Source organism: Vibrio brasiliensis LMG 20546, from assembly GCF_000189255.1.
GTDB classification, from domain to species: Bacteria; Pseudomonadota; Gammaproteobacteria; order Enterobacterales; family Vibrionaceae; genus Vibrio; species Vibrio brasiliensis.
Genome location: NZ_AEVS01000051.1, coordinates 75,587 through 95,171, shown reverse-complemented (window position 1 = coordinate 95,171; position 19,585 = coordinate 75,587). Strand labels below are relative to the sequence as shown.

Genomic DNA, 19,585 nt, shown 5'->3' with positions numbered 1-19,585 from the left:
CAATATTCACCTTGATGCATTCAATCACATATTATAACATCCTGTTTTTATTAAATTAGTTGGCTATAAAAATGACAAAATTTACAGAATATAAAGTGGTTCATATTGTTGAAGGTGGTTGCGGCACAATTCTGCTAGGTGCAAGCGGTTTACCAGTACAGAAAATGGAAGCTGAGCTGAACAACTACGCTCAAGATGGTTGGCAAGTTGTATTTCAAGTGGTTGAACAAAAGCGCTTTATGCTGTTTTGGAAACGTGAGGCTGTGATTATTACTCTTGGCCGATAGATTTGCTTAAGTACATCTCTTTGAAATTGATCCATCGCTATCAAGCTAGCGGTGGATCAAAACAGTTATTGAATATTGAATGTAATTTTCATCCTACTTGCTCTGAGTACACCAAGCAATGTATTGCTAAGTATGGGGCGATTAAAGGCTGGAAGCTTGGTCTGGCAAGAATTAAGCGGTGTAACCAACCAGATCTCATTGAAAAAATACATGATGAGGTGCCGTAATGCGCTTATTTGAACCAATTGAACAACTGGAAAAGAACGAAGATTTGTTGAGAAGTCAGGTCAATTCATTGCCTGATGACCAAAAGAAAGAGTTCTATAAACGCCAGTCTAAGAGACTCAAGGATCCGGACACATACGCTACCTTGAATTGGTTTTTTCTTGGTGGCTTTCATCACTGCTACCTCGGAAAATATTCCTTATTTGCTTTGGAACTGACACTGTTAACAGTGAGTATCGTTGGCCTTGTTTTAGGCCATTCTAGCGCACTTCTTATCCTCGCATTACTGGTAATCTACGAGTTACCACAACTGTTTTTTTCGCAAAAAATCGCAAGGCAGCACAACTATAAATTGTCTTGTGAAATCTTTAATGAAGTACGCAGAGACTAGGTAAATCCTACCGCCTAAAACCTTCTTATCGAAGCCTTCTTATCGGGACAGGCACCATAAAATCGAAAGGTAGTTATGGTGCCTGTCCCTTCAATTACTCTAAGTCAATAACACTACAACGTATCGAAAGAGTGTTCACAGCAGCACCTGGAGATAGGCTTTGTATGAAGTCCAATGCTTTGGCGAGATCTTGAGTTTCAATCTTTAAGTTATTATCAATACGCCCATCATTGGTCATGTCAGTATTAACCACACTAGGGCATAAGCAACATACCTTAACGCCGAATGGGAGAAGTTCGTGATAGAGCGATTGGCTATAACTGACAATTGCCGCTTTTGTGGCTGAGTACGCCGCAATTTTAGGGACAGGCGCTAAACCTGCTGTAGAACCAAGGTTGTATATTTCCCCATAACCCTGCTGCTTCATTTTTTCAGCAACCAAATTACATGCCGTGATGGTAGAGATTAAATTTACATTCACCAACTCAGTCAGTTTTGCCAAAGGAAGTTCAGTATTACCAGCTGCCAGAACGCCTGCACTGTTGACCATAAGGTCTATATTGTCGTTTTCACTGATAATTGATGAAATTGTCGCCTCAACAGCAACTGGATCGTTAAAATCGACGGACACCGTCTCAATCGAGCATGACGAATAGCGTGAGCTTAATTCTGTTTTAGCTTTCTCGAGATTTTCGTTATTCATAGAAAGCAGAATCAAAGAATAGCCTTGGTTAGCAAAATAATGAGAAATCGTTTTGCCAATTCCTCGGCTGGCACCAGTAATTAAGGCAACTTTAGACATAGTATGTCCCTGTACAGCATATAAGAGTGCTGGTTACTCTACTAAAAGATAAAAGGACAGTCGCAATTAATTTATGAAGTCAGACAAGTTGTTTTGAGTAAAGCGTCTAGCTTGATAGGCAGCATTTAAGACAACTCACTATTTAATAATCGTAACTCTTACAACTGAAAGTAGGAATAGTCGTTCTGAAGATGAGTTGGTTGAACAGGTGTTAAACAGCTTTCCCTTTGCTCGACGTGGTTGGTAAAGTGATTAACTAGCTATCTAACCGAAGAAGATTAAGTCTCTTTCGGCTTAACATCCGTTTGGCATGAATGACATTCTGACTGCAGCCCACGGCGGTAATTCGTTGTCGTTCTAGTTTTGTACAAGCCTCAAGCCATTTGAGCTGGTTGATATTAAGACGTTGTAATATGGGTGGGGTGCTTTCGGCTAAGCTAGCTTTGTCTTCCCGATATAAACGAGCGCTCCAATCGACTAATTCGATATAGTCCATAAGACGATATGGGATCCCATCAGCTAGCTCATTTGTTGCGGCCCCAATAAATGGATGAAGACATGGGGCAGACTCTTGCTGGTTGTTTAATGCTTCTAGTCGAGCTTGAATGGATGTGTAGTCAGAGGCTTCTGGGGTCTTAGCTTCACCCGCTCTTAGTGGGTTTAAGTCTACATAAGTCATCGCAGCCAGAAGCGCCTTTTCATCAAGCAACGCCTGACTTTTAAAACGGCTTTCCCAAAAGTGGCCTTTGCAATCATCCTCCTTGTTGGCTTGGCAAGCAATGTCAAAGTTGAGCTCTTTCATAAACCAACTCAGGTTCCACAAACGTTGACGCCACGAATCTATTATCGCCGAGCATGCTTCCATCTCTGCTTTGCTGGTGAGCTGACCATTAAGCCAACGAGAGACTAAAGCGGGCATCTTATGCTCTTGCTGCCAACGCTCAACAACTTCGTAATCCGATAATTTTTGCGCTTTAGCTCGATTGATATGAACCACAAGATGGTAGTGATTACTCATGATAGCGTAGGCACAAATGTCTATGCAGTATATCTGTGAGAGCGTCGTAATTTTGCGTTCAACCCAATCTCGTCGGTGCTGATAACTTTTGTTGGTAAGTGGATCTTCACCACAAAGGAAGCTACGTCTGACACAACGAGAGACGCAGTGATAGTAAGGAGTTGCATCAACGCACACCTGTTGCTTTCTTGCTGTTGTCATCTCAAATCTCATTGGTGGGGGATTCATCCAAGTTAGGGAAGTGGTAACAACACAGCAACCCATGATGTTGCGTCGTTTGGCAGAGGTATCAACACCTCATCCTAATTTCATTCTTTGAGGTGCCTGTCCTTTCAAAAAATAGGGTGTGTGTCCCTCTAACTAAAGGCAAGGGGCAGACTCTTGCTGCTTGTTTAATGCTTCTAGTCGAGCTTGAATGGATGTGTAGTCAGAGGCTTCTGGGGTCTTAGCTTCTCCCGCTCTTAGTGGGTTTAAGTCTACATAAGTCATGGCAGCCAAGAGCGCCTTTTCATCAAGCAGCGCCTGGCTTTTAAAACGGCTTTCCCAAAAGTGGCCTTTGCAATCATCTTCCCGGTTGGCTTGGCAAGCAATGTCAAAGTTAAGCTCTTTCATAAACCAACTCAGGTTCCACAAACGTTGACGCCACGAATCTATTATCGCTGAGCACACTTCCATCTCTGCTTTGCTGGTGAGCTGACCATTAAGCCAACGAGAGACTAAAGCAGGCATCTTATGCTCTTGCTGCCAACGCTCAACGACGTCGTAATCCGATAATTTTTGCGCTTTAGCTCGATTGATATGAACCACCAGATGGTAGTGATTACTCATAATAGCGTAGGCACAAATGTCTATGCAGTATATCTGTGAGAGCGTCGTAATTTTGCGTTCAACCCAAGCTCTTCGGTGCTGATAACTTTTGTTGGTAAGTGGGTCTTCACCACATAGAAAGCTGCGCCTGACACAACGAGAGACGCAGTGGTAGTAGGGAGTTGCATCAACGCACACCTGTTGCTTTCTTGCCGTTGTCATCTCAAATCTCATTGGAGGAAGGATTCATCCAAGTTAGGGAAGTGGTGACAACACAGCAACCGATGATGCGGTGACTTTTGGTAGAGGTATCAACATCTCATCCTATTTTCATTCTTTGAGGTGTCTGTCCTTTCAAAAAATAGGGTGTGTGTCCCTCTAACTAAAATCGTTGCTAGATTATTGGTATGATGCTGCCACAATCTTCGAGGAAGAGTAATGAAGGTAAAGATGAAAAAGAGTTTGTTGGTAATTTTCCTGTCAGGAATTAGTTGGGGCACGTACGCTGCGACATTAGAAGAGTGCACAAAGCTACTTCCGAATGGGCATGAGTACAAAGTAGAAATCACGTTCGATGTTGATAAAAGAGAATCAACGCCAATTGTAACAGGCAACTTTGGCGTTACTGGTGGCACAGATTCACCAGAGAATTTTGATATCGGTGCTTTTGTAGAGTGTGCAGGACCGCTAATTAAACGTGTTGACGAAGAGAAAGCTGAGTCAAATAACTCTCAGTAAACGAACCCGCCGCTTAGTGGCTACAAACATCTAACAAATTACTCTAGCTTGTTTCTGTACAACTAAAACGCCAGTCTTTAAAGATTGGCGATCATTTTCTATCCCCCTTCTCACACGCCTAACTAATTATGATCACGATAAAAAGTTATTGTTTCTAAGGGAGCTCAAGCTCACGTAGGATCTTTTCCTTTTTCATCAGTTTCATATGAATAAAGTTTTCCTAATTACCCTTTCTTTATTTGCAATTAGTGGCTGTGTGACACGCAAAGTCCCAGTAATGCCTGCTGCCAAATCAATCGGCGAAATCTCTGAAGTTGCTATCTACAATCTCGACTGTGAGATGATCGACACTTACACTCTTGAAGACGCACATCCAAACAACGTAACTCCTGTTTTGAAAAACCAGACATATATGTCTGGAGGCAACAGATACCGCATCGCCGAAATTCTGGATACAAGTCGGGGGCGTCCAAGCAGTGTTGTGGCCGAAATATACAGCTGTAAAACAGCAACATATAAAGCAAAGCCATCTGGTATCATTAGCCTTTTACCGGGAGCTCATGAGGTTAAACCGATTGCATTTGCTGAAATCGAGAACTCGACGTGTAAAGTTATTGGTAGCCATATTGTAGAAGAGACAAGTCCTGAAGGGCTCTACACAGAGCTAGCAAATGAAGTATTCATGCGTGGTGGGAATCGCTACCACATCACAAACATCATAGCGACTGATGGCTCTAAACCGACTTCTGTTGCAGCTGACATATACAGATGTAAACATCAATCCGTCTCTTTTTAATCTGCAACAATCACAGATAAAACAAAGCCGACCTGAGGTATAAGGCCGGCTTTTTTGTTTCTGATTTGTACCGACACTTACCTAAGCGCTGCCAAAATCGCCTCAGCTTTACTCACTTCAAACTGCTTCGGCTCTTCGATGTTCAGCTCAGTAACGACACCGTTATCGACCACCATTGCGTAGCGTTTTGAACGTACACCACCGAAGCCAGCCGTATCCATCTCAAGACCTAGCGCTTTAGTAAAGCTTGCGTCGCCATCACCCAGCATCAGGATTTCAGATGCGTTTTGCGCCTCACCCCATGCGTTCATTACAAAAGCATCGTTTACAGAAACACAAGCGATGATATCGACACCTGCCGCTTTTATCTCATCAGCTAATACAACATAGCCCGGAAGATGCGCTTCAGAACAGGTTGGTGTAAACGCTCCCGGTACCGCAAATAGCACTACGCGCTTATTGGCGAACAGTTCATCTGTGTTGTGAGTAAGCATACCTTGCTCACTGAGCTCGCTAAGAGTAGCTGATGGCAGTGCCTGACCTTTCTCAATCATATCGACGTTCCTTGTTGGATTTAGTTGTGAACAGTGTATAGGCGAATGGGTCAACAGACCACCTACTGAAATTAAGGGAATTGATGATTATTCAATAACCTATACTATTTTCAGGAATAACTGTATGTTAGTCATAGACTTAACAGATGATGTAATAGCTTTTATCGACGCTGATGTTGATACCTAATGTAAAGAGTCAATGGTCAGCAAGATTTAGCTTAGTAGGAGAAGTAAATTGGTCCATGTATATGGCTCGAAAGAGACCAAGGCATTCTGTTGTAACTGCAAGCAAGTTACTGTTCATCGCTACGAAAATTTTTCGAACGCGCAACCAGATACCGAAGTAAAAGGTTTTTTCTCAGGCTTGTTTGCTGCCATTGCAAGCTCTCTGATGGAAGGCGAAGCGACTGGCGATTATAAATGTAAGGTTTGTGGGACGAATCTATCTACGCCTGACTATTTGGATTAGGCTTCACCGTCACCGCATAAACGCAGTGACGGTGAAAGTATTAGTTATCTACGAACATATGGTTCGATTTGGTAACACCACGATCGTAAGTACAAAAGGTATCAGTAGCCTGTTCTGTTTTACTATGGATCTTGATGTTGGTGATGACTTCAACCGCGCCAGCGTCATAACACGCCTGTTGAGCATCTTTGACAATTTCCAACAGCTTGTTAAGTTCACCCTTCATGGTCGTTTCCATCGCACTGACCTGAAAAGGCACACCTGAGGCTTTCACAACAGCAATCGCTTTATCAACGACTTCAAAGTTGTTTCCTTCTTTTACTCTCGGGATAACCTGAAACGCAAGCATTACTTCATCAAGAAGTGGTTTTAGAGATGACATCAATATTTTCTCATGGATTTGGGTTTGAATTGTTCGGCGTATTTTAGCATGGTTCACTGAACAACAATCCATACCGTTGTGAGATGCCAGTATACCAACTGACATTAAATCTGTTAGCTTGTGAGAAACAGAGCAAATCAGTTAAAAAGAATAACCGCCCCGAGGCAGGCTCTCCACAAGTTCAGTTCGATACGTCAAGGAGGACGAATGAATTTCAGAACCGTTAACTTAAGCGATTCACAAGCGATTGCCGATATCTACAACCCCTTTGTCACAGACTCTACCGTGACCTTTGAGGAAAAAGCAGTAACGGCAGAGCAGATCTCACAACGAATCGAAAAGGTGCTCGACTCAGGCTTTCCTTGGATTGTTTTAGAGCAAGATGGTGAGATCTTAGGTTATGCCTATGCAGGTCCATGGCACACCCGTTCTGCCTACCGGTTTACCGCTGAATCGACTATTTACCTCTCACCTGATGCTGGCGGAAAAGGTTATGGTCACAAACTCTATCGCGAGCTATTAGCGAGGCTAAAGGAACAAGGAATTAAAAACGTAATGGGCGTCGTTGCTCTGCCCAATCCCCCGAGCGTGAAGCTCCATCAGTCGCTTGGCTTTACTAAAGTTGGCGAGTTCAAAAACATCGGCGTTAAATTTGAGCGCCAGATTTCAGTGAGTTATTGGCAGTTAGAACTCGGCGCCTAGTTAGGTAATATCAACGGTTGAACGCCACCAATCCGTCAATCAAAGCCAATAACCACAACCCAAGAAAGGTTTATTGATCTCCATCCTGCTCATTCTGTGAACAAAGCTCACAGCAGGACCCGGCAACTATTGACCCATCCCCCAAAAAAACGCGGTTATCTTTGACGATAGTCGCATTGCGTAACGCAAATGGTATATTGAATAAAATATTGAAAAAGAAACATTGGAGACTCGGATGTCGCAAAAACCTGTTTTTAAAACGCGAACCCAGTTAGTGGAAGAAGCTATCCGCACTAAGATTCTAAAAGGCGAATTGAAAACTGGTCAGCCACTGCGTCAGGACGCGCTGGCAAAAGAGTTTAATGTCAGTCGAATTCCTGTACGCGAGGCATTAATGCAGCTAGAAGCGCAGGGATTAGTGAGCTTTGAGGCACACAAAGGTGCCACGGTGACAGAACTCTCTCCGGATAAAATTGATGAACTTTTCGAGCTTCGCGCCGTGGTTGAGTGTCATATTCTTGAGCGGGCAATCCAAAATATGACCGATGAAGATCTGGCTCGTGCTAATGAGATCCGCGAACGCTTTGACGAAGTGGTTAACCGCGGCGATCAGGTGGAGGAGTGGAGCAACTACAACTATGAGTTGCACAAGGCGTTGTATGCTCCGGCAAATATGCCCGAAACTATGGACGTGATTTACAACCTTAACACTAAGTGTGACCGTTATATTCGTATGCAATTACTGTTTACCGAAGGGACAGCCAAAGCAGATAACGAACATAAAGCCTTAGTTGAAATGTGTCAGAACCGCGATATTGATGGCGCTAAGTACATGCTTAAAAAGCATATTCTTGAAGCTGGAGCCGCAATCCGTGATCTTTTGTTAGAGCGCAACAATACTCAGTAAGGTAAATAGTTGAGATGCACTTAGGGCCAGAATTTCTTCTTGCTGCTATACGGCAGAAAATCAAAGATGAAGGGTTATGCTATAGCGCGATGTCGGAGAAAACCGGCATCCCGTTGTCGACCATCAAACGACACCTGCACAACCCCTCTCTTGGCTTGGACAAGATTCTGCTCTATACCACCCATCTCAATACCGACCTGCAAGAGCTGTCAGCGATAGCGATTCAGATCCAGCGCGACAACGAGCAGTTTTTGTGTGACGAACAGAATGCTCTGTTCGTTGAGCACCCCTATCTGCTCGATTTTATCTATTTGATCACCTCTTGCAATAAGACCCCACAGGAGATCGCTGACGACTATCAACTTTCTGATGCCAGTGTCCGGTTTTACCTCAGTATCGCCGAAGTTCTCGGTTATATTGAAAACCTTGGCGACAAAATTTTCTATCGCTCAGGTCGACGTTTTATTATGGAGGAAGGGACTGCCCTAGATACCTTGTTTAAGCGTCGCTTTGAACGAGTTTCGATGGCGGATAACACCCTATCTCAAGTCTGTCAGGCGCGAGTTCGGCTAACACGTGAACAGTGTTTGCAGCTGGAGCAAGACGTCGATCAGAAAATAGGTGAAATGCATGCAGCTAACTGCGCGACAGGCACTGGTGAACTGACCAATATCCTACTTCGCTATACCCCAGGAGAGCAGATCTTCTTTTCTGATGATCTGCCTGAAATCAACGGCGATCTACTTAAAGAAGTCTCTGCACGCTTCCGACGATGACCTAGAACACAGGCCAGATTTTGCTGTGATCGAGCACAGATTCTATCAACCACCACTGGTTGAATTTCATTCAGTCTCAGTTTTTAAGACCACCAGTCTCTGAATTCGCCACCTTGTTACAAACATGTTAATAAGTGTTTGTTGGATTATTTTATACAATATACATTCCTCTTATCCCTTTGGTAATAACCTTGGTTACCCCCATGCCGTTCGCGGGCTAACACGTATGCCAAATGGTCACTCCGATAAGGACATAATGAGGAAGCTATGAAAGCAAAAAAACTAATCGCACTGAGTACTATCGCTGCTGCACTATTTGCCGGCAATACTCTAGCCAAACCTTACCCTGCTGGAACACAACTGGCAGACAAACAAGAGATCGTGCTGAACAACGGAGCTGAAGTCACGTCCATCGATCCCGCTAAGCAGGCTGCAGAGCCAGCATTCAACTTAGGTCGTGATCTGTTTGAAGGTCTGACAACGCAAGACAAGCAAGGTAAGACGGTTCCAGGTATCGCTGAGAGCTGGCAAGCCAATGACAATAACACGGTCTACATCTTCAATCTGCGTCAATCGCAATGGTCTAACGGTGATCCACTTACTGCTCACGATTTTGTTTACAGCTGGCAGCGCCTCATCGACCCGGAAACCGCTTCTCCATACGCTTGGTTTGCCGCTATTCCTGGAATTAAAAACTCGAACAGAATTATGAAAGGTGAAGCTCCTGCGAATACACTCGGTGTGCGCGCGATCGACGACTACACCTTTGAAGTGACATTAGAAAAACCGGTTCCTTTCTTTATTAAACTACTCAGTCACCCTGTACTGGCACCTGTTCATCAAGCAACAGTGGAAAAGTATGGCAGTGCATGGACTCAACCACAGAACATCGTCACCAACGGCGCGTTTACCGTATCGAACTGGAAGGTTAACGAGAAGATGGTGATGGTTAAAAATGATAAATACTGGGATGCTAACAACGTCGTGCTAGAAAAGATCACTTGGCTGCCAATTGGCGATGCTAACGTGGCACTCAATCGCTATCTGGCAGGTGAAATCGATCAGGCTTTGTCGATTCCGGCTGCGCAAAAGAACAAGCTGCTCAAGCAGTACCCAGAACAAGTTGCTGATACCAGTGCATCACTCGGCTCTACCTTCTATTACCTCAATACTGAGAAAGGGCCAACAAAAGATCTTCGAGTTCGTCAGGCACTCTCTTACGCGATTGACCGCAATATCATGACTAAAGCGATCGTTAAAAACGGTGGCATTCCAATGTTCACCTTAGTTCCACCGCAAACCGATGGGTTCAAAACCCACACTCCTGAGTTCGCTACGTGGAATCAAGAGCAGCGCAACACTAAAGCGAAAGCCTTGCTAAAAGAGGCGGGTTACGACAAAGGCAACCCACTCAAGCTAACCTTCACTATCCCGACCTTCTCTAAAGACGTGAAGATGGCAACGGCTATGGCTGGTATGTGGAAGAGTAAGCTAGGTGCCCAAATCGAAATCAAGCAGCTGGAACCTAAAGTATTCTACGCACTGAAAGATCCGGGCAACGTCAGTCGTGGCGGCTGGACAGCAGACTACAACGAAGCTTCAACCTGGTTAGATATCTTTGTCTCGACTGGCGAATACAATGACTCGAAATACAACAACCCTGAGTATGATCGCTTGATGGCTGAATCTAAGAGCCTGAGTGACCCGTCAGCTGAGTACATTGCCGCAGAAAAATTGCTTATCGAAGACATGGCGATCATCCCGATGTACCGCAATGGTAACGACCAGTACCTAATCAAAGAGTATGTCGGTGGTTACGAGCGAACTAACCCTGAATCTTCTTACTACCGCAAGAATGTTTACGTGAGAGCCCACTAATTGGGACGGTTTGCCCGCGCCTACCGATGTCCTCGTAGGTCGCGGGCTTTTTTCTAACGAAAGGATGCGTCATGTTGCTGTATATTCTTCGTCGCTTGCTTATCGCAGTGCCTACCTTACTGTTTATTGCACTGGTGTCGTTTTGGTTAATGCATATCGCCCCCGGCGGCCCGTTCGATATGGAACGACCAATGCCAGAAGTGGTTCGTGCCAATATCGAAGCCAAATTCCATCTCAATGAACCCTTTATCATCCAGTTCTTTATCTATATTGGTAACTTTGTTCAGGGTGACTTAGGCCCGAGCTTTGTTTATCAGGACTTTAGCGTCACTGAACTTGTTGCTCAGTCATGGCCTGTATCCGCCGTACTTGGCGTGATCTCGTTTAGTATTTCAGTACCGCTAGGTATGCTGTTGGGTACCATCGCGGCCCTTAACCGCAACGGCAAGCTCGACTACCTGTTGATGTCACTCTCCATGACTGGTGTGGTGATCCCAGCCTTTGTTCTGGCACCGATTCTGGTCACTCTCTTCTCAATTCATCTCGGCTGGCTACCAGCAGGCGGATGGGAAGGTGGTCAGCTTTCGTTCCTGGTTCTGCCGGTATTGAGTCTGGCGATAGGCTCAGTAGCGAGTATTGCGAGGGTGATGCGTGGCGCGATGATTGAAACCCTTAACCAACCTTATATTCGCACCGCAAAAGCCAAAGGCTTATCAACCAGTTACATCCTAATCCACCATGCGATGCGTCCATCGCTAATCCCGATTATTGCCATGCTTGGTCCTAGCTTTGTTGCCGTGGTCACTGGCTCAGTGATCATCGACATTTTCTTTAGCACTGGCGGTATGGGCCAGCACTTTGTTTCCGGTGCTCTCAACCGTGACTACGGCCTGGTCATGGGCATCACCCTGATTGTCGCTTCGCTGACTATCTTCTTTAACTTGGTGGTCGATGTGCTCTACACCATTATCGACCCGCGCATTCGTGTCTAGGAGGTAACGAATGTTAACCAAACGCATTGATGCCAAGGAGCTGGCGGATCAAATGAGCTCACATGTCGAAGCAGTTGAGGGCCGCAGTCTGTGGCAAGATGCCTGGGCTCGCTTTCGCAAAAACCGCGCAGCCATGACATCGGTTTACGTCCTGTTTTTTATCGTACTGTGCATTACTTTTGGCCCTCAGCTTGCCGCTTTTGGCCATGATGAAATTGACTGGAATGTCGTCGCGGATCCCTACGAACTGGGCAAGCCTTCAATCGAATCCGGCCACTACTTTGGTACGGACGATCTTGGTCAGGACATTTTCGCCCGCACTATGCAGGGTGGCAGACTGTCGATCATGGTCGGCTTTATGGGCGCACTGGTAGCGGTTGTCATTGGCACCGCATGGGGCGCTTTATCAGGCTATCTGGGTGGTATGGTCGATAGCACCATGATGCGCATTATCGAAGTACTTGATTCTGTACCGTTTATGTTTCTGGTCATCCTGTTTGTCACTCTGTTTGGCAACAACATCTATCTGATCTTTGTTGTCATCGGCATGGTCTCGTGGCTCGGTATTGCCCGGGTCGTTCGAGGAGTGACATTCAGTATCAAGAAACGTGAGTTTATTGAAGCCGCACACTCTATTGGCGTATCACGTTTTACTATCGTTCGCCGTCATATTCTGCCAAACGTACTGGGTATTGTGATGGTTTACTCATCGTTAATGGTACCGGGCTTTATCATGTTTGAATCCTTCCTGAGTTTCTTAGGACTTGGCGTTCAGCCACCGGATACCAGTTGGGGCATTCTTATCGCTGAAGGCGCTAAAACGATTGATGTCGCCTTATGGCAACTGGTGTTTCCTTCAATATTCCTTGTCGCCACCCTGTTCTGTTTTAACTTCATCGGTGACGGCCTTCGTGACGCACTTGACCCGAAAGATCGCTAAGGAGCAGTGATGAGTATTCTATCGATTAAAAACATGAACGTACGCTTCCAGACGCCCGATGGTTTAGTGCAAGCGGTCAGTGACCTCTCCTATTCAGTCAATAAAGGCGAAACTCTGGGCATTGTCGGTGAATCAGGTTCGGGTAAAAGCCAGTCTGTATTCGCCCTGATGGGCCTGACTGCCGATAATGGTAGGGTCAGCGGTGAAGCAAATTTCCATGGTGAGAACTTACTGACCATGTCGAAAAAGCAGCTCAATCACATTCGTGCAGAAAAGATTGGCATGATATTTCAGGACCCGATGACTTCACTCAATCCGTTTATGAAAGTCGGTAAACAACTGGCTGAAGTTCTGATGATCCATAAAGGGATGTCCCGTAGAGAGGCAGACAGAGAAGCTGTCGCCATGCTTGATGCCGTGCGTATTCCATCCGCGGCGACACGAATGTCGCAGTTTCCGCATGAGATGTCCGGAGGAATGCGTCAGAGAGTGATGATTGCAATGGCACTACTGTGTAAGCCAGAGTTGTTGATTGCCGATGAGCCAACCACAGCACTAGACGTGACTGTCCAGGCTCAAATTCTGACCCTGCTGCGTGAGCTACAGGCTGAATTCAATACCGCTATTTTACTTATCACCCACGATATGGGCGTCGTCGCCGAGATGTGCGACCGCGTTCTGGTAATGTATGGCGGACGCAAGATGGAACAGGCGGATACCGATTCACTGTTTGACCGTCCGAGCCACCCTTACACCCAAGGTTTGCTTAAGGCGATTCCCTCGATTAGTGAAGATATGGATCGTTTGCCGACTATCCCCGGCAACCCACCAAGCGCTCTTATTCACGCTACAGGCTGTCCATTCAAAGAGCGTTGCGCCAGCTATCGTCCAGAGTGTAGTGCGTCTATTCCGCCATTTCGTTCGCTATCGAACAGTCAGGGGCTGGCATGCCATGTCCATGCTCCCAACACCATTACATCGATCGCGCGTTCTGCTTAGGAGGAATGATGAGCAAACCAGAAATACTACTCTCGGCACGAGATTTAAAAGTTCACTTCGCTATCAACAAACATATTCTGCCAAGCAAGCGCAAAGTGGTGAAAGCAGTCGATGGCATTGACCTGGACGTTTATCGCGGCGAAACCTTAGGCATCGTAGGGGAGTCGGGGTGTGGGAAATCCACATTAGCTCGCGCGCTACTAAGGTTGATTGAGCCGACCGGTGGTGAACTGAACTGGAAGGGCGACAACATGCGCGCTTTTGGTAAGCAGCAACTGGCGAAGCGTCGCCGTGAATTCCAGATGGTGTTTCAGGATCCTTCAGCCTGTCTCAATCCACGACTGACTATCTCCGAATGCATTGCTGAACCACTTCTGACTCACGAGCCCCAACTAAGCCGCAAAGAGGTCGAAAGCCGTGTCATTGCGATGATGGATAAAGTCGGTCTGCTTGCGAGCCAGCGCAACCGCTATCCACATGAGTTCTCCGGAGGTCAGTGTCAGCGTGTCGGTATCGCCCGTGCTTTGATTCTAAAGCCGGATCTGGTGGTGTGTGATGAGCCAGTTAGCGCTCTCGACGTTTCTATTCAGGCTCAGGTGATTAACCTGCTTGATGATCTTAAGCAAGAGATGGGACTGACTCTGGTGATGATTGCCCATGACCTTAGCGTAGTCCGCCATATCAGTGACCGTGTGATGGTAATGTACCTCGGCAAACCGATGGAAGTCGGTCGCTATGACAAGGTGTTTGATGATGCTCAGCACCCTTACACTAAAGCGCTGTTGTCTGCGGTCCCAATCGCTCACCCGACATTGGCTCGCAATCGCGATATTCAGTTACTGCCAGGGGATCTGCCCTCTCCACTTAATCCGCCGAGTGGTTGTGTTTTCCGTACCCGTTGCCCAAGTGCAACGAACCTTTGCGGCGAACAAATGCCAACTCGTAGTGGTCAGTCAGACCACCATATTTTCTGTACCCATACCCTGTTAGGAAGTTGATTATTATGACTTTACATTCTGTTCCCCAGCGACTGACTGCCCTTCGTCAAGGCATGGATAAACATCAGTTTGATGCTTATATCGTGACCAACAACGACCCTCATGCCAGTGAATACTCGGCAGACTATTGGTTAGCAAGACAATGGATTTCAGGCTTTACCGGTTCAGCCGGCGATGTGGTTGTGACCCGTGAAGGCGGTGGTCTCTGGACCGATGGTCGCTACTACATTCAGGGCGCAGAACAGCTTGAAGGCTCCGGTCTTGATCTGTTCAAGGCTCGCCTTGCAGAAACACCAACCATTGCGCAGTGGCTGGCACAGACCCTACCTGACAATGCCCGAGTCGGCGTTGACGGACGCAGCATCAGTAAGCAGTTCTATGATGAGCTTATCGCCGCCTTCGCTGACAAATCGATTCAGTTAGTGTTAGAACACGATCTTATCTCGCCAATCTGGAGTAACAGACCAGCACGTCCTAAAGCAAACCTGTTTAACCATCCACTCAGTGTTGCGGGCTTAACCGCCAGCGAGAAAATCGCTCAGGTACGTCAGTATCTGACCCAAGAAAAAGCACAGGCGCTGTTGGTATCAACGCTTGACGATGTGATGTGGACACTCAACATTCGCGGCGCAGATACGGCTTATTGCCCGATTTCTGAAGGTTACCTGCTGATCGATCACCATAGTTGCCGCCTGTTTATTGATGACGACAAACTCACCCCCGAGGTTGTCGGTGCAATCAGTGAGCATCAGGTACATATTCATGACTACCTGCACCTTAGCACCGCACTCAACCTGCTTAGCAGTAATACCAGACTAATCTATACCGCAAAGAACACCGACAGTCTGCTCGTGAGTCAGATCAAGTCAGATATCCAACTGATTAACCGTCCATGTCCTGTTACCGACATGAAAGCCGTGAAAAATGCAACTGAACTGGCCAGCATGGAAGAGACTCTTCGTCAGGACGGCGTAGCAGTGGTCAAATTTATGAAGTGGCTTGATGAACAGGTACCCGGTGGTCAGGTTACTGAACTTAATGCGGAACAGACTCTGATGGCTTATCGCAAACAGATAAAGGGTTATCTGGGTGAAAGCTTCAGAACCATTGCTGGTTTTGCGGAGCACGGAGCGAAAATGCACTACGCTGCCGATCAAGAGAGCAGCTATAAAGTGGATGAGAGTCACTTCTTTTTAGTCGATTCAGGCGGCCAGTACCCGGGGGGCACCACGGATATTACCCGTACCTTCCACTTTGGCACTCCAAGCGAACGAGAAAAGTTTGACTACACATTAGTACTCAAAGCAGTGATCCGTCTGACTCAGTCACGCTTTATGAAAGGTTCTACCGGTTCCAATCTCGATATCATGGCGCGCGGTGTATTGTGGCAACACGGTATCGACTACAAATGCGGTACCGGCCACGGCGTTGGTATGTGTCTGAATGTTCATGAAGGACCACAGAACTTCTCACAAAACCCTGCTGAAGTCGCGCTCAAGCCGGGAATGGTGATCACCAACGAACCGGGCGTCTACCGTCAAGATGTCCATGGTGTCCGCATTGAGAACATCATGAAAGTGGTTGAAATTGAGACGAATGAGTTTGGTACTTTCTACGGCTTTGAAACCATTACTCTGGCGCCGATTGCCACTAACGCAATTGATAAGTCCATGCTAGATGCTAATGAGATCAAATGGATAAACCACTACCACCAGCAATGTTGGCAGCAGCTATCGGTCGATCTCAACCACGACGAGCAGGCTTGGTTAAAGCAAGCGACTCAGCCCATTTAATATTGACTCCCACCCATGTCACCTGACATCTATCTCGTGGCATGGGTATTTCTCTTCATTACAGTCCTACCTTTAAACCAGCCAGACATCCGCTTGTTTACACAAGCTTGTCATTAAGCAGTAATTAAAAGATTAACCCTACTGTCTGTAAGATTTCTGTTATTAGTCATGACCTTGGTCGCACTTTTATCCATGCTTAGTTTACTATCGTCATCTATTATTAAGTGATTCCTGTAGCAATTACTATGACCTTTAATCATTCGCGGTAGATATGGAAAGCACTCATTCAAATTCAACGCTTACTATTGAACTCAAGTCTTTCCTTGTCGTGTTTATCTTGCCGCTGCTAGTGGTCCTACCCGCTTCTTTCTATGTTTCGGTTGACGCGATTGAGTCTCACCTTCGCTCCACTGTCCACACATATAGCACCCGCATAGATGATGTAATCGCCGAACTTCACCACGAAAACCAGCATGCTATGACTCATTCCCATAGCTGCGATTTGATCCGTGAAGACCTACTGTTTGAAAGCCTGGTACGTGAAATGGTTATCGTACGCGACGGCGTTGCGGTATGTTCATCAAAACGAGGTGAGGTTGATCAGGACATCTCATTACTTATTGGTCCCAAAGGCGCGAAATCGGGCGAGTACTTGTTCGACCTTAATGGCGATCCTGAGCAAAGAACGATTGTTGTTGCTGATGTTGTTGGCGAAACCGGCTTTTCCGGCGCATTTTCAGTTATTGATAGAACCTATTTAATTCAACGATTAGGGCACATCGAAGGAGACCGGCTGAATTACATCAAAGTGAAGTTTGGCGCTAAAGTTTACCCGGCCAACACCGACTTCAGCTCGGACACCTACCACTATGTTTTTACCTCTAAGAAATATGGTTTCTCGATGCTTGCAGAGGCGAGTGAAGAGTACATTGATAGCCAGATCCTCTACAACGCAATGGGAAGCGTCCCCATTTCTCTGTTGATATCTCTGCTTATCTTTATGGCGAGTCGCGTGTTGAAACGTCGGGACTCTCTGGTCGACGACTTGAAAAACGGCCTCAAGCGAGATGAGTTGTTTCTAGTCTATCAACCCATAGTAACCAGCCGAGAGCATAGCATTAGCGGTATCGAAGCCTTAGTTCGTTGGAATCACCCGGGCATAGGTCTGGTGCGCCCAGACGTATTCATTCCTCTCGCAGAAGAACAGCACTTAATCATTCCTCTGACGGACTACGTTTTAAAACATGCCCTCAATGATCTCGCCGAGCTTAATCCACAGCAAGAGATCCATTTGGGAATCAACGTACCTCCTGCCTATCTGCACACGTCAACATGCGTTGAAGAGCTGACGCACTACAGAGAACAGTTTGATGCTATCGGCATTAAGCTTTGCATTGAAGTTACTGAACGGCAGATGCTCGATAAGATCGGCAGAGACGTTCTAAAAGCGTTACGTGATAATGGCCTAATCATCTCTATCGATGACTTCGGTACCGGCTACACCTCGCTTTCGATCCTGCAAGATACCGCTTTTGATCATTTGAAAATTGATAAATGTTTTGTAGACACCATAGGTCTGGAGACGGTCAATTCCACCGTACTTACCACCATTATCGATCTAAGCCATAATTTAGGCGTTAAGGTTGTCGCTGAAGGTGTTGAAACAGCGCGGCAAGCAGACTACCTCGCAGAGCGCAATGTTCAGTATCTTCAGGGATACCACTTCTATAAACCGATGGGCATCGATAAGCTTAAGCAAACATTTAGCGACAATCAGGGCTGTAACCAGTAACAAGGTTCAAACGCCACCTTGGCGCTATGCTGGCAAGCTCTCTTCATTACGTAGTGTCAGCACTTCATAGCCACTACTTGTCACAACAATGGTGTGCTCTGACTGAGCTGACAGCTTCTTGTCCCGTGTCACAACCGTCCAACCATCTTTCTTCGTTTTTATCTTAGCCGTGCCCTGGTTGACCATTGGCTCAATGGTAAAAACCATGCCCTCTTTGAATACCATTCCGGTATTTGGCAGACCAGAGTGGAGAACCTGAGGTTCTTTAACCCAATAATACTGGTTGAGATCAAACCAAGCTCAGTTGAGTAGTTAGCTCAATGGCGTTTCAACCACTGTTATCTATAGTTACTAGAGAGAATTTGGAATTCGACACTTATTGCAGGAGGTAATATGGCTTTCAATCAGCTATTGGTACCGATTGCGCCTGAGCAGGACCTCAATGACTCACACCACCAAGCATTTCAGTTTGCTAATCAGTGCGGCGCAAAAGTTACGCTACAACTCGTCATTAAAGAACTGGCGGAATACAAAGACATCTTCCACTTATCAGGCTCAACGCTCGATGTGCTTGATCACGCCACCAAACACTACCATGATGCGTTGAATCAACACATTCACAACCTGAACAGTCAATATCCTAATATCCAGTTTACTAGCAAGGTCGACGTTGGTGTGCCGTTTATTGAGATCATCAAAGAGGCAAGTCACCTGGGGGCTTCTATGGTGATTATCGACTCTTATCGTCAGAGCAAAAAAGAAGCGTGTGAACGCGGTAGTAACACGCTTAATCTAATGCGTAAATCTGAAACGCCAATCTGGTCGCTGGGTAAAGTTTCAGCACCAGTCAAGCAGGTGGTTGCTGCTATAGACCTTACTAACTCTGACTACTATGAATTCAATACCAAACTGGTAGAGATGGCGGTCGAGTTCTGTACGAAAATGAAAGCGACACTCACCTTGTGCCATGTGTGGCAACTTGAATCGGAAGGCTTTCTCAGAGACTGGAGTGGCTATAGCGATATCGAAATCGCGCTACTGGCCAAAAAACTGCGTGAAGAACGTCTGACTCGGCTTAATGACTTACTCGCACCTTATGCCGACAGTGACGCCGAGATTCATACTGCTTTACTGGAAGGTGAAACTCGCGAGGTATTTCCTCAATACGTTACTGACAACAAGATGGATCTGGTAGTGATGGGATCGATGTCGCGCTCAGGAATATCTGGCTTTGTGCTCGGAAATACCGCCGAAGATATGCTCAACAAACTCGATTGTTCGGTCATTACTCTTAAACCTGACTCATTTAAGTCACCTGTCCAACCTTAACTATCAACAA

Annotated in this window: 21 protein-coding genes and 2 pseudogenes; 17 read left to right on the top strand and 6 right to left on the bottom strand. The window is 46.1% G+C overall.

The window, feature by feature from the left end:
- The first annotated feature begins 71 nt into the window (after positions 1-71).
- From RH46_RS09115 to RH46_RS09110, 3 genes are read left to right on the top strand one after another with little or no spacing between them, the layout of a single operon-like run.
- On the top strand, positions 72-287 hold the full coding sequence (locus RH46_RS09115; RefSeq protein ID WP_006879131.1) for a DUF4177 domain-containing protein: 216 nt from the start codon (positions 72-74) through the stop codon (positions 285-287).
- Positions 288-289: 2 nt separating this feature from the next.
- Positions 290-514, top strand: a complete 225-nt coding sequence (gene yidD, locus RH46_RS21775; protein ID WP_006879130.1) for a membrane protein insertion efficiency factor YidD — start codon at positions 290-292, stop codon at positions 512-514.
- Entirely contained in the window at positions 514-903 is a 390-nt protein-coding gene (locus tag RH46_RS09110) for a hypothetical protein (RefSeq protein ID WP_006879129.1), read from the top strand. The genes yidD and RH46_RS09110 overlap by 1 nt, the downstream gene beginning before the upstream one ends.
- Before the next feature lie 94 nt (positions 904-997).
- Here the strand turns inward: RH46_RS09110 and RH46_RS09105 are convergent, their stop codons facing one another.
- The 3 genes and pseudogenes from RH46_RS09105 to RH46_RS09095 all read right to left on the bottom strand — a co-directional run.
- Positions 998-1,705, bottom strand: a complete 708-nt coding sequence (locus tag RH46_RS09105; protein WP_006879128.1) for an SDR family NAD(P)-dependent oxidoreductase — start codon at positions 1,703-1,705, stop codon at positions 998-1,000.
- Between the two features lie 256 nt (positions 1,706-1,961).
- Entirely contained in the window at positions 1,962-2,924 is a 963-nt protein-coding gene (locus tag RH46_RS09100) for a transposase (protein ID WP_006879127.1), read from the bottom strand.
- Positions 2,925-3,086: 162 nt separating this feature from the next.
- Positions 3,087-3,752 (bottom strand): annotated as a pseudogene (locus RH46_RS09095) (transposase); the annotation flags it as partial.
- 216 nt (positions 3,753-3,968) lie between these two features.
- Between RH46_RS09095 and RH46_RS09090 the strand changes: the two are divergent.
- Entirely contained in the window at positions 3,969-4,268 is a 300-nt protein-coding gene (locus RH46_RS09090; RefSeq protein ID WP_006879125.1) for a hypothetical protein, read from the top strand.
- 205 nt (positions 4,269-4,473) lie between these two features.
- Positions 4,474-5,064, top strand: a complete 591-nt coding sequence (locus RH46_RS09085; RefSeq protein ID WP_006879124.1) for a hypothetical protein — start codon at positions 4,474-4,476, stop codon at positions 5,062-5,064.
- Between the two features lie 77 nt (positions 5,065-5,141).
- Here the strand turns inward: RH46_RS09085 and RH46_RS09080 are convergent, their stop codons facing one another.
- A complete protein-coding gene (locus tag RH46_RS09080; RefSeq protein WP_006879123.1) occupies positions 5,142-5,618 on the bottom strand; it encodes a peroxiredoxin in 477 nt (158 codons plus the stop codon).
- Positions 5,619-5,853: 235 nt separating this feature from the next.
- Here RH46_RS09080 and RH46_RS22465 point away from each other — a divergent pair, with 235 nt between their 5' ends.
- Positions 5,854-6,087 carry a hypothetical protein gene (locus RH46_RS22465; RefSeq protein ID WP_006879122.1) on the top strand — a complete coding sequence of 78 codons (234 nt, stop codon included), beginning with the start codon at positions 5,854-5,856 and terminating at the stop codon, positions 6,085-6,087.
- A gap of 40 nt (positions 6,088-6,127) precedes the next feature.
- On the opposite strand, the gene RH46_RS09070 is transcribed toward RH46_RS22465, so the two are convergent.
- Positions 6,128-6,436, bottom strand: a complete 309-nt coding sequence (locus RH46_RS09070; protein WP_206536075.1) for a thiamine-binding protein — start codon at positions 6,434-6,436, stop codon at positions 6,128-6,130.
- Positions 6,437-6,676: 240 nt separating this feature from the next.
- Between RH46_RS09070 and RH46_RS09065 the strand changes: the two genes are divergently transcribed.
- From RH46_RS09065 to RH46_RS09020, 10 genes are all read left to right on the top strand, one after another.
- The gene (locus RH46_RS09065) at positions 6,677-7,171 is read left to right on the top strand and encodes a GNAT family N-acetyltransferase (RefSeq protein ID WP_006879120.1); all 495 of its coding nucleotides are present in this window, start codon (positions 6,677-6,679) and stop codon (positions 7,169-7,171) included.
- Between the two features lie 235 nt (positions 7,172-7,406).
- The gene (locus tag RH46_RS09060; protein WP_006879119.1) at positions 7,407-8,078 is read left to right on the top strand and encodes a GntR family transcriptional regulator; all 672 of its coding nucleotides are present in this window, start codon (positions 7,407-7,409) and stop codon (positions 8,076-8,078) included.
- A 14-nt stretch (positions 8,079-8,092) separates the two neighbouring features.
- Entirely contained in the window at positions 8,093-8,854 is a 762-nt protein-coding gene (locus tag RH46_RS09055; protein WP_006879118.1) for a hypothetical protein, read from the top strand.
- 267 nt (positions 8,855-9,121) lie between these two features.
- Entirely contained in the window at positions 9,122-10,732 is a 1,611-nt protein-coding gene (locus RH46_RS09050) for a peptide ABC transporter substrate-binding protein (protein WP_006879117.1), read from the top strand.
- A 71-nt stretch (positions 10,733-10,803) separates the two neighbouring features.
- Positions 10,804-11,724 carry an oligopeptide ABC transporter permease OppB gene (gene oppB / locus RH46_RS09045; RefSeq protein WP_006879116.1) on the top strand — a complete coding sequence of 307 codons (921 nt, stop codon included), beginning with the start codon at positions 10,804-10,806 and terminating at the stop codon, positions 11,722-11,724.
- Between the two features lie 10 nt (positions 11,725-11,734).
- Positions 11,735-12,664, top strand: a complete 930-nt coding sequence (locus RH46_RS09040) for an ABC transporter permease subunit (RefSeq protein ID WP_006879115.1) — start codon at positions 11,735-11,737, stop codon at positions 12,662-12,664.
- 9 nt (positions 12,665-12,673) lie between these two features.
- Complete coding sequence (locus RH46_RS09035) at positions 12,674-13,663, top strand: ABC transporter ATP-binding protein (RefSeq protein WP_006879114.1); 990 nt, start codon at positions 12,674-12,676, stop codon at positions 13,661-13,663.
- Positions 13,664-13,671: 8 nt separating this feature from the next.
- On the top strand, positions 13,672-14,661 hold the full coding sequence (locus RH46_RS09030) for an ABC transporter ATP-binding protein (protein WP_006879113.1): 990 nt from the start codon (positions 13,672-13,674) through the stop codon (positions 14,659-14,661).
- 5 nt (positions 14,662-14,666) lie between these two features.
- A complete protein-coding gene (locus RH46_RS09025; protein ID WP_006879112.1) occupies positions 14,667-16,454 on the top strand; it encodes an aminopeptidase P family protein in 1,788 nt (595 codons plus the stop codon).
- A gap of 271 nt (positions 16,455-16,725) precedes the next feature.
- Complete coding sequence (locus tag RH46_RS09020; protein WP_006879111.1) at positions 16,726-18,246, top strand: EAL domain-containing protein; 1,521 nt, start codon at positions 16,726-16,728, stop codon at positions 18,244-18,246.
- 24 nt (positions 18,247-18,270) lie between these two features.
- On the opposite strand, the pseudogene RH46_RS09015 reads toward RH46_RS09020, so the two are convergent.
- Positions 18,271-18,513 (bottom strand): annotated as a pseudogene (locus RH46_RS09015) (M24 family metallopeptidase); the annotation flags it as partial.
- A 126-nt stretch (positions 18,514-18,639) separates the two neighbouring features.
- Here RH46_RS09015 and RH46_RS09010 point away from each other — a divergent pair.
- Complete coding sequence (locus RH46_RS09010; protein ID WP_006879109.1) at positions 18,640-19,575, top strand: universal stress protein; 936 nt, start codon at positions 18,640-18,642, stop codon at positions 19,573-19,575.
- Positions 19,576-19,585 lie beyond the last annotated feature (10 nt).

Coding starts and splice junctions, on each gene's coding strand:
- RH46_RS09055 (WP_006879118.1), top strand. CDS start 8,093: ATGCACTTAGGGCCAGAATTTCTTCTTGCTGCTATACGGCAGAAAATC.
- RH46_RS09070 (WP_206536075.1), bottom strand. CDS start 6,436: ATGCTTGCGTTTCAGGTTATCCCGAGAGTAAAAGAAGGAAACAACTTT.
- RH46_RS09060 (WP_006879119.1), top strand. CDS start 7,407: ATGTCGCAAAAACCTGTTTTTAAAACGCGAACCCAGTTAGTGGAAGAA.
- RH46_RS09035 (WP_006879114.1), top strand. CDS start 12,674: ATGAGTATTCTATCGATTAAAAACATGAACGTACGCTTCCAGACGCCC.
- RH46_RS09115 (WP_006879131.1), top strand. CDS start 72: ATGACAAAATTTACAGAATATAAAGTGGTTCATATTGTTGAAGGTGGT.
- RH46_RS09020 (WP_006879111.1), top strand. CDS start 16,726: ATGGAAAGCACTCATTCAAATTCAACGCTTACTATTGAACTCAAGTCT.
- RH46_RS09010 (WP_006879109.1), top strand. CDS start 18,640: ATGGCTTTCAATCAGCTATTGGTACCGATTGCGCCTGAGCAGGACCTC.
- RH46_RS09110 (WP_006879129.1), top strand. CDS start 514: ATGCGCTTATTTGAACCAATTGAACAACTGGAAAAGAACGAAGATTTG.
- RH46_RS09100 (WP_006879127.1), bottom strand. CDS start 2,924: ATGACAACAGCAAGAAAGCAACAGGTGTGCGTTGATGCAACTCCTTAC.
- RH46_RS09085 (WP_006879124.1), top strand. CDS start 4,474: ATGAATAAAGTTTTCCTAATTACCCTTTCTTTATTTGCAATTAGTGGC.
- RH46_RS09030 (WP_006879113.1), top strand. CDS start 13,672: ATGAGCAAACCAGAAATACTACTCTCGGCACGAGATTTAAAAGTTCAC.
- RH46_RS09065 (WP_006879120.1), top strand. CDS start 6,677: ATGAATTTCAGAACCGTTAACTTAAGCGATTCACAAGCGATTGCCGAT.
- RH46_RS09090 (WP_006879125.1), top strand. CDS start 3,969: ATGAAGGTAAAGATGAAAAAGAGTTTGTTGGTAATTTTCCTGTCAGGA.
- RH46_RS09050 (WP_006879117.1), top strand. CDS start 9,122: ATGAAAGCAAAAAAACTAATCGCACTGAGTACTATCGCTGCTGCACTA.
- RH46_RS09080 (WP_006879123.1), bottom strand. CDS start 5,618: ATGATTGAGAAAGGTCAGGCACTGCCATCAGCTACTCTTAGCGAGCTC.
- RH46_RS09040 (WP_006879115.1), top strand. CDS start 11,735: ATGTTAACCAAACGCATTGATGCCAAGGAGCTGGCGGATCAAATGAGC.
- RH46_RS09025 (WP_006879112.1), top strand. CDS start 14,667: ATGACTTTACATTCTGTTCCCCAGCGACTGACTGCCCTTCGTCAAGGC.
- RH46_RS09105 (WP_006879128.1), bottom strand. CDS start 1,705: ATGTCTAAAGTTGCCTTAATTACTGGTGCCAGCCGAGGAATTGGCAAA.
- oppB (WP_006879116.1), top strand. CDS start 10,804: ATGTTGCTGTATATTCTTCGTCGCTTGCTTATCGCAGTGCCTACCTTA.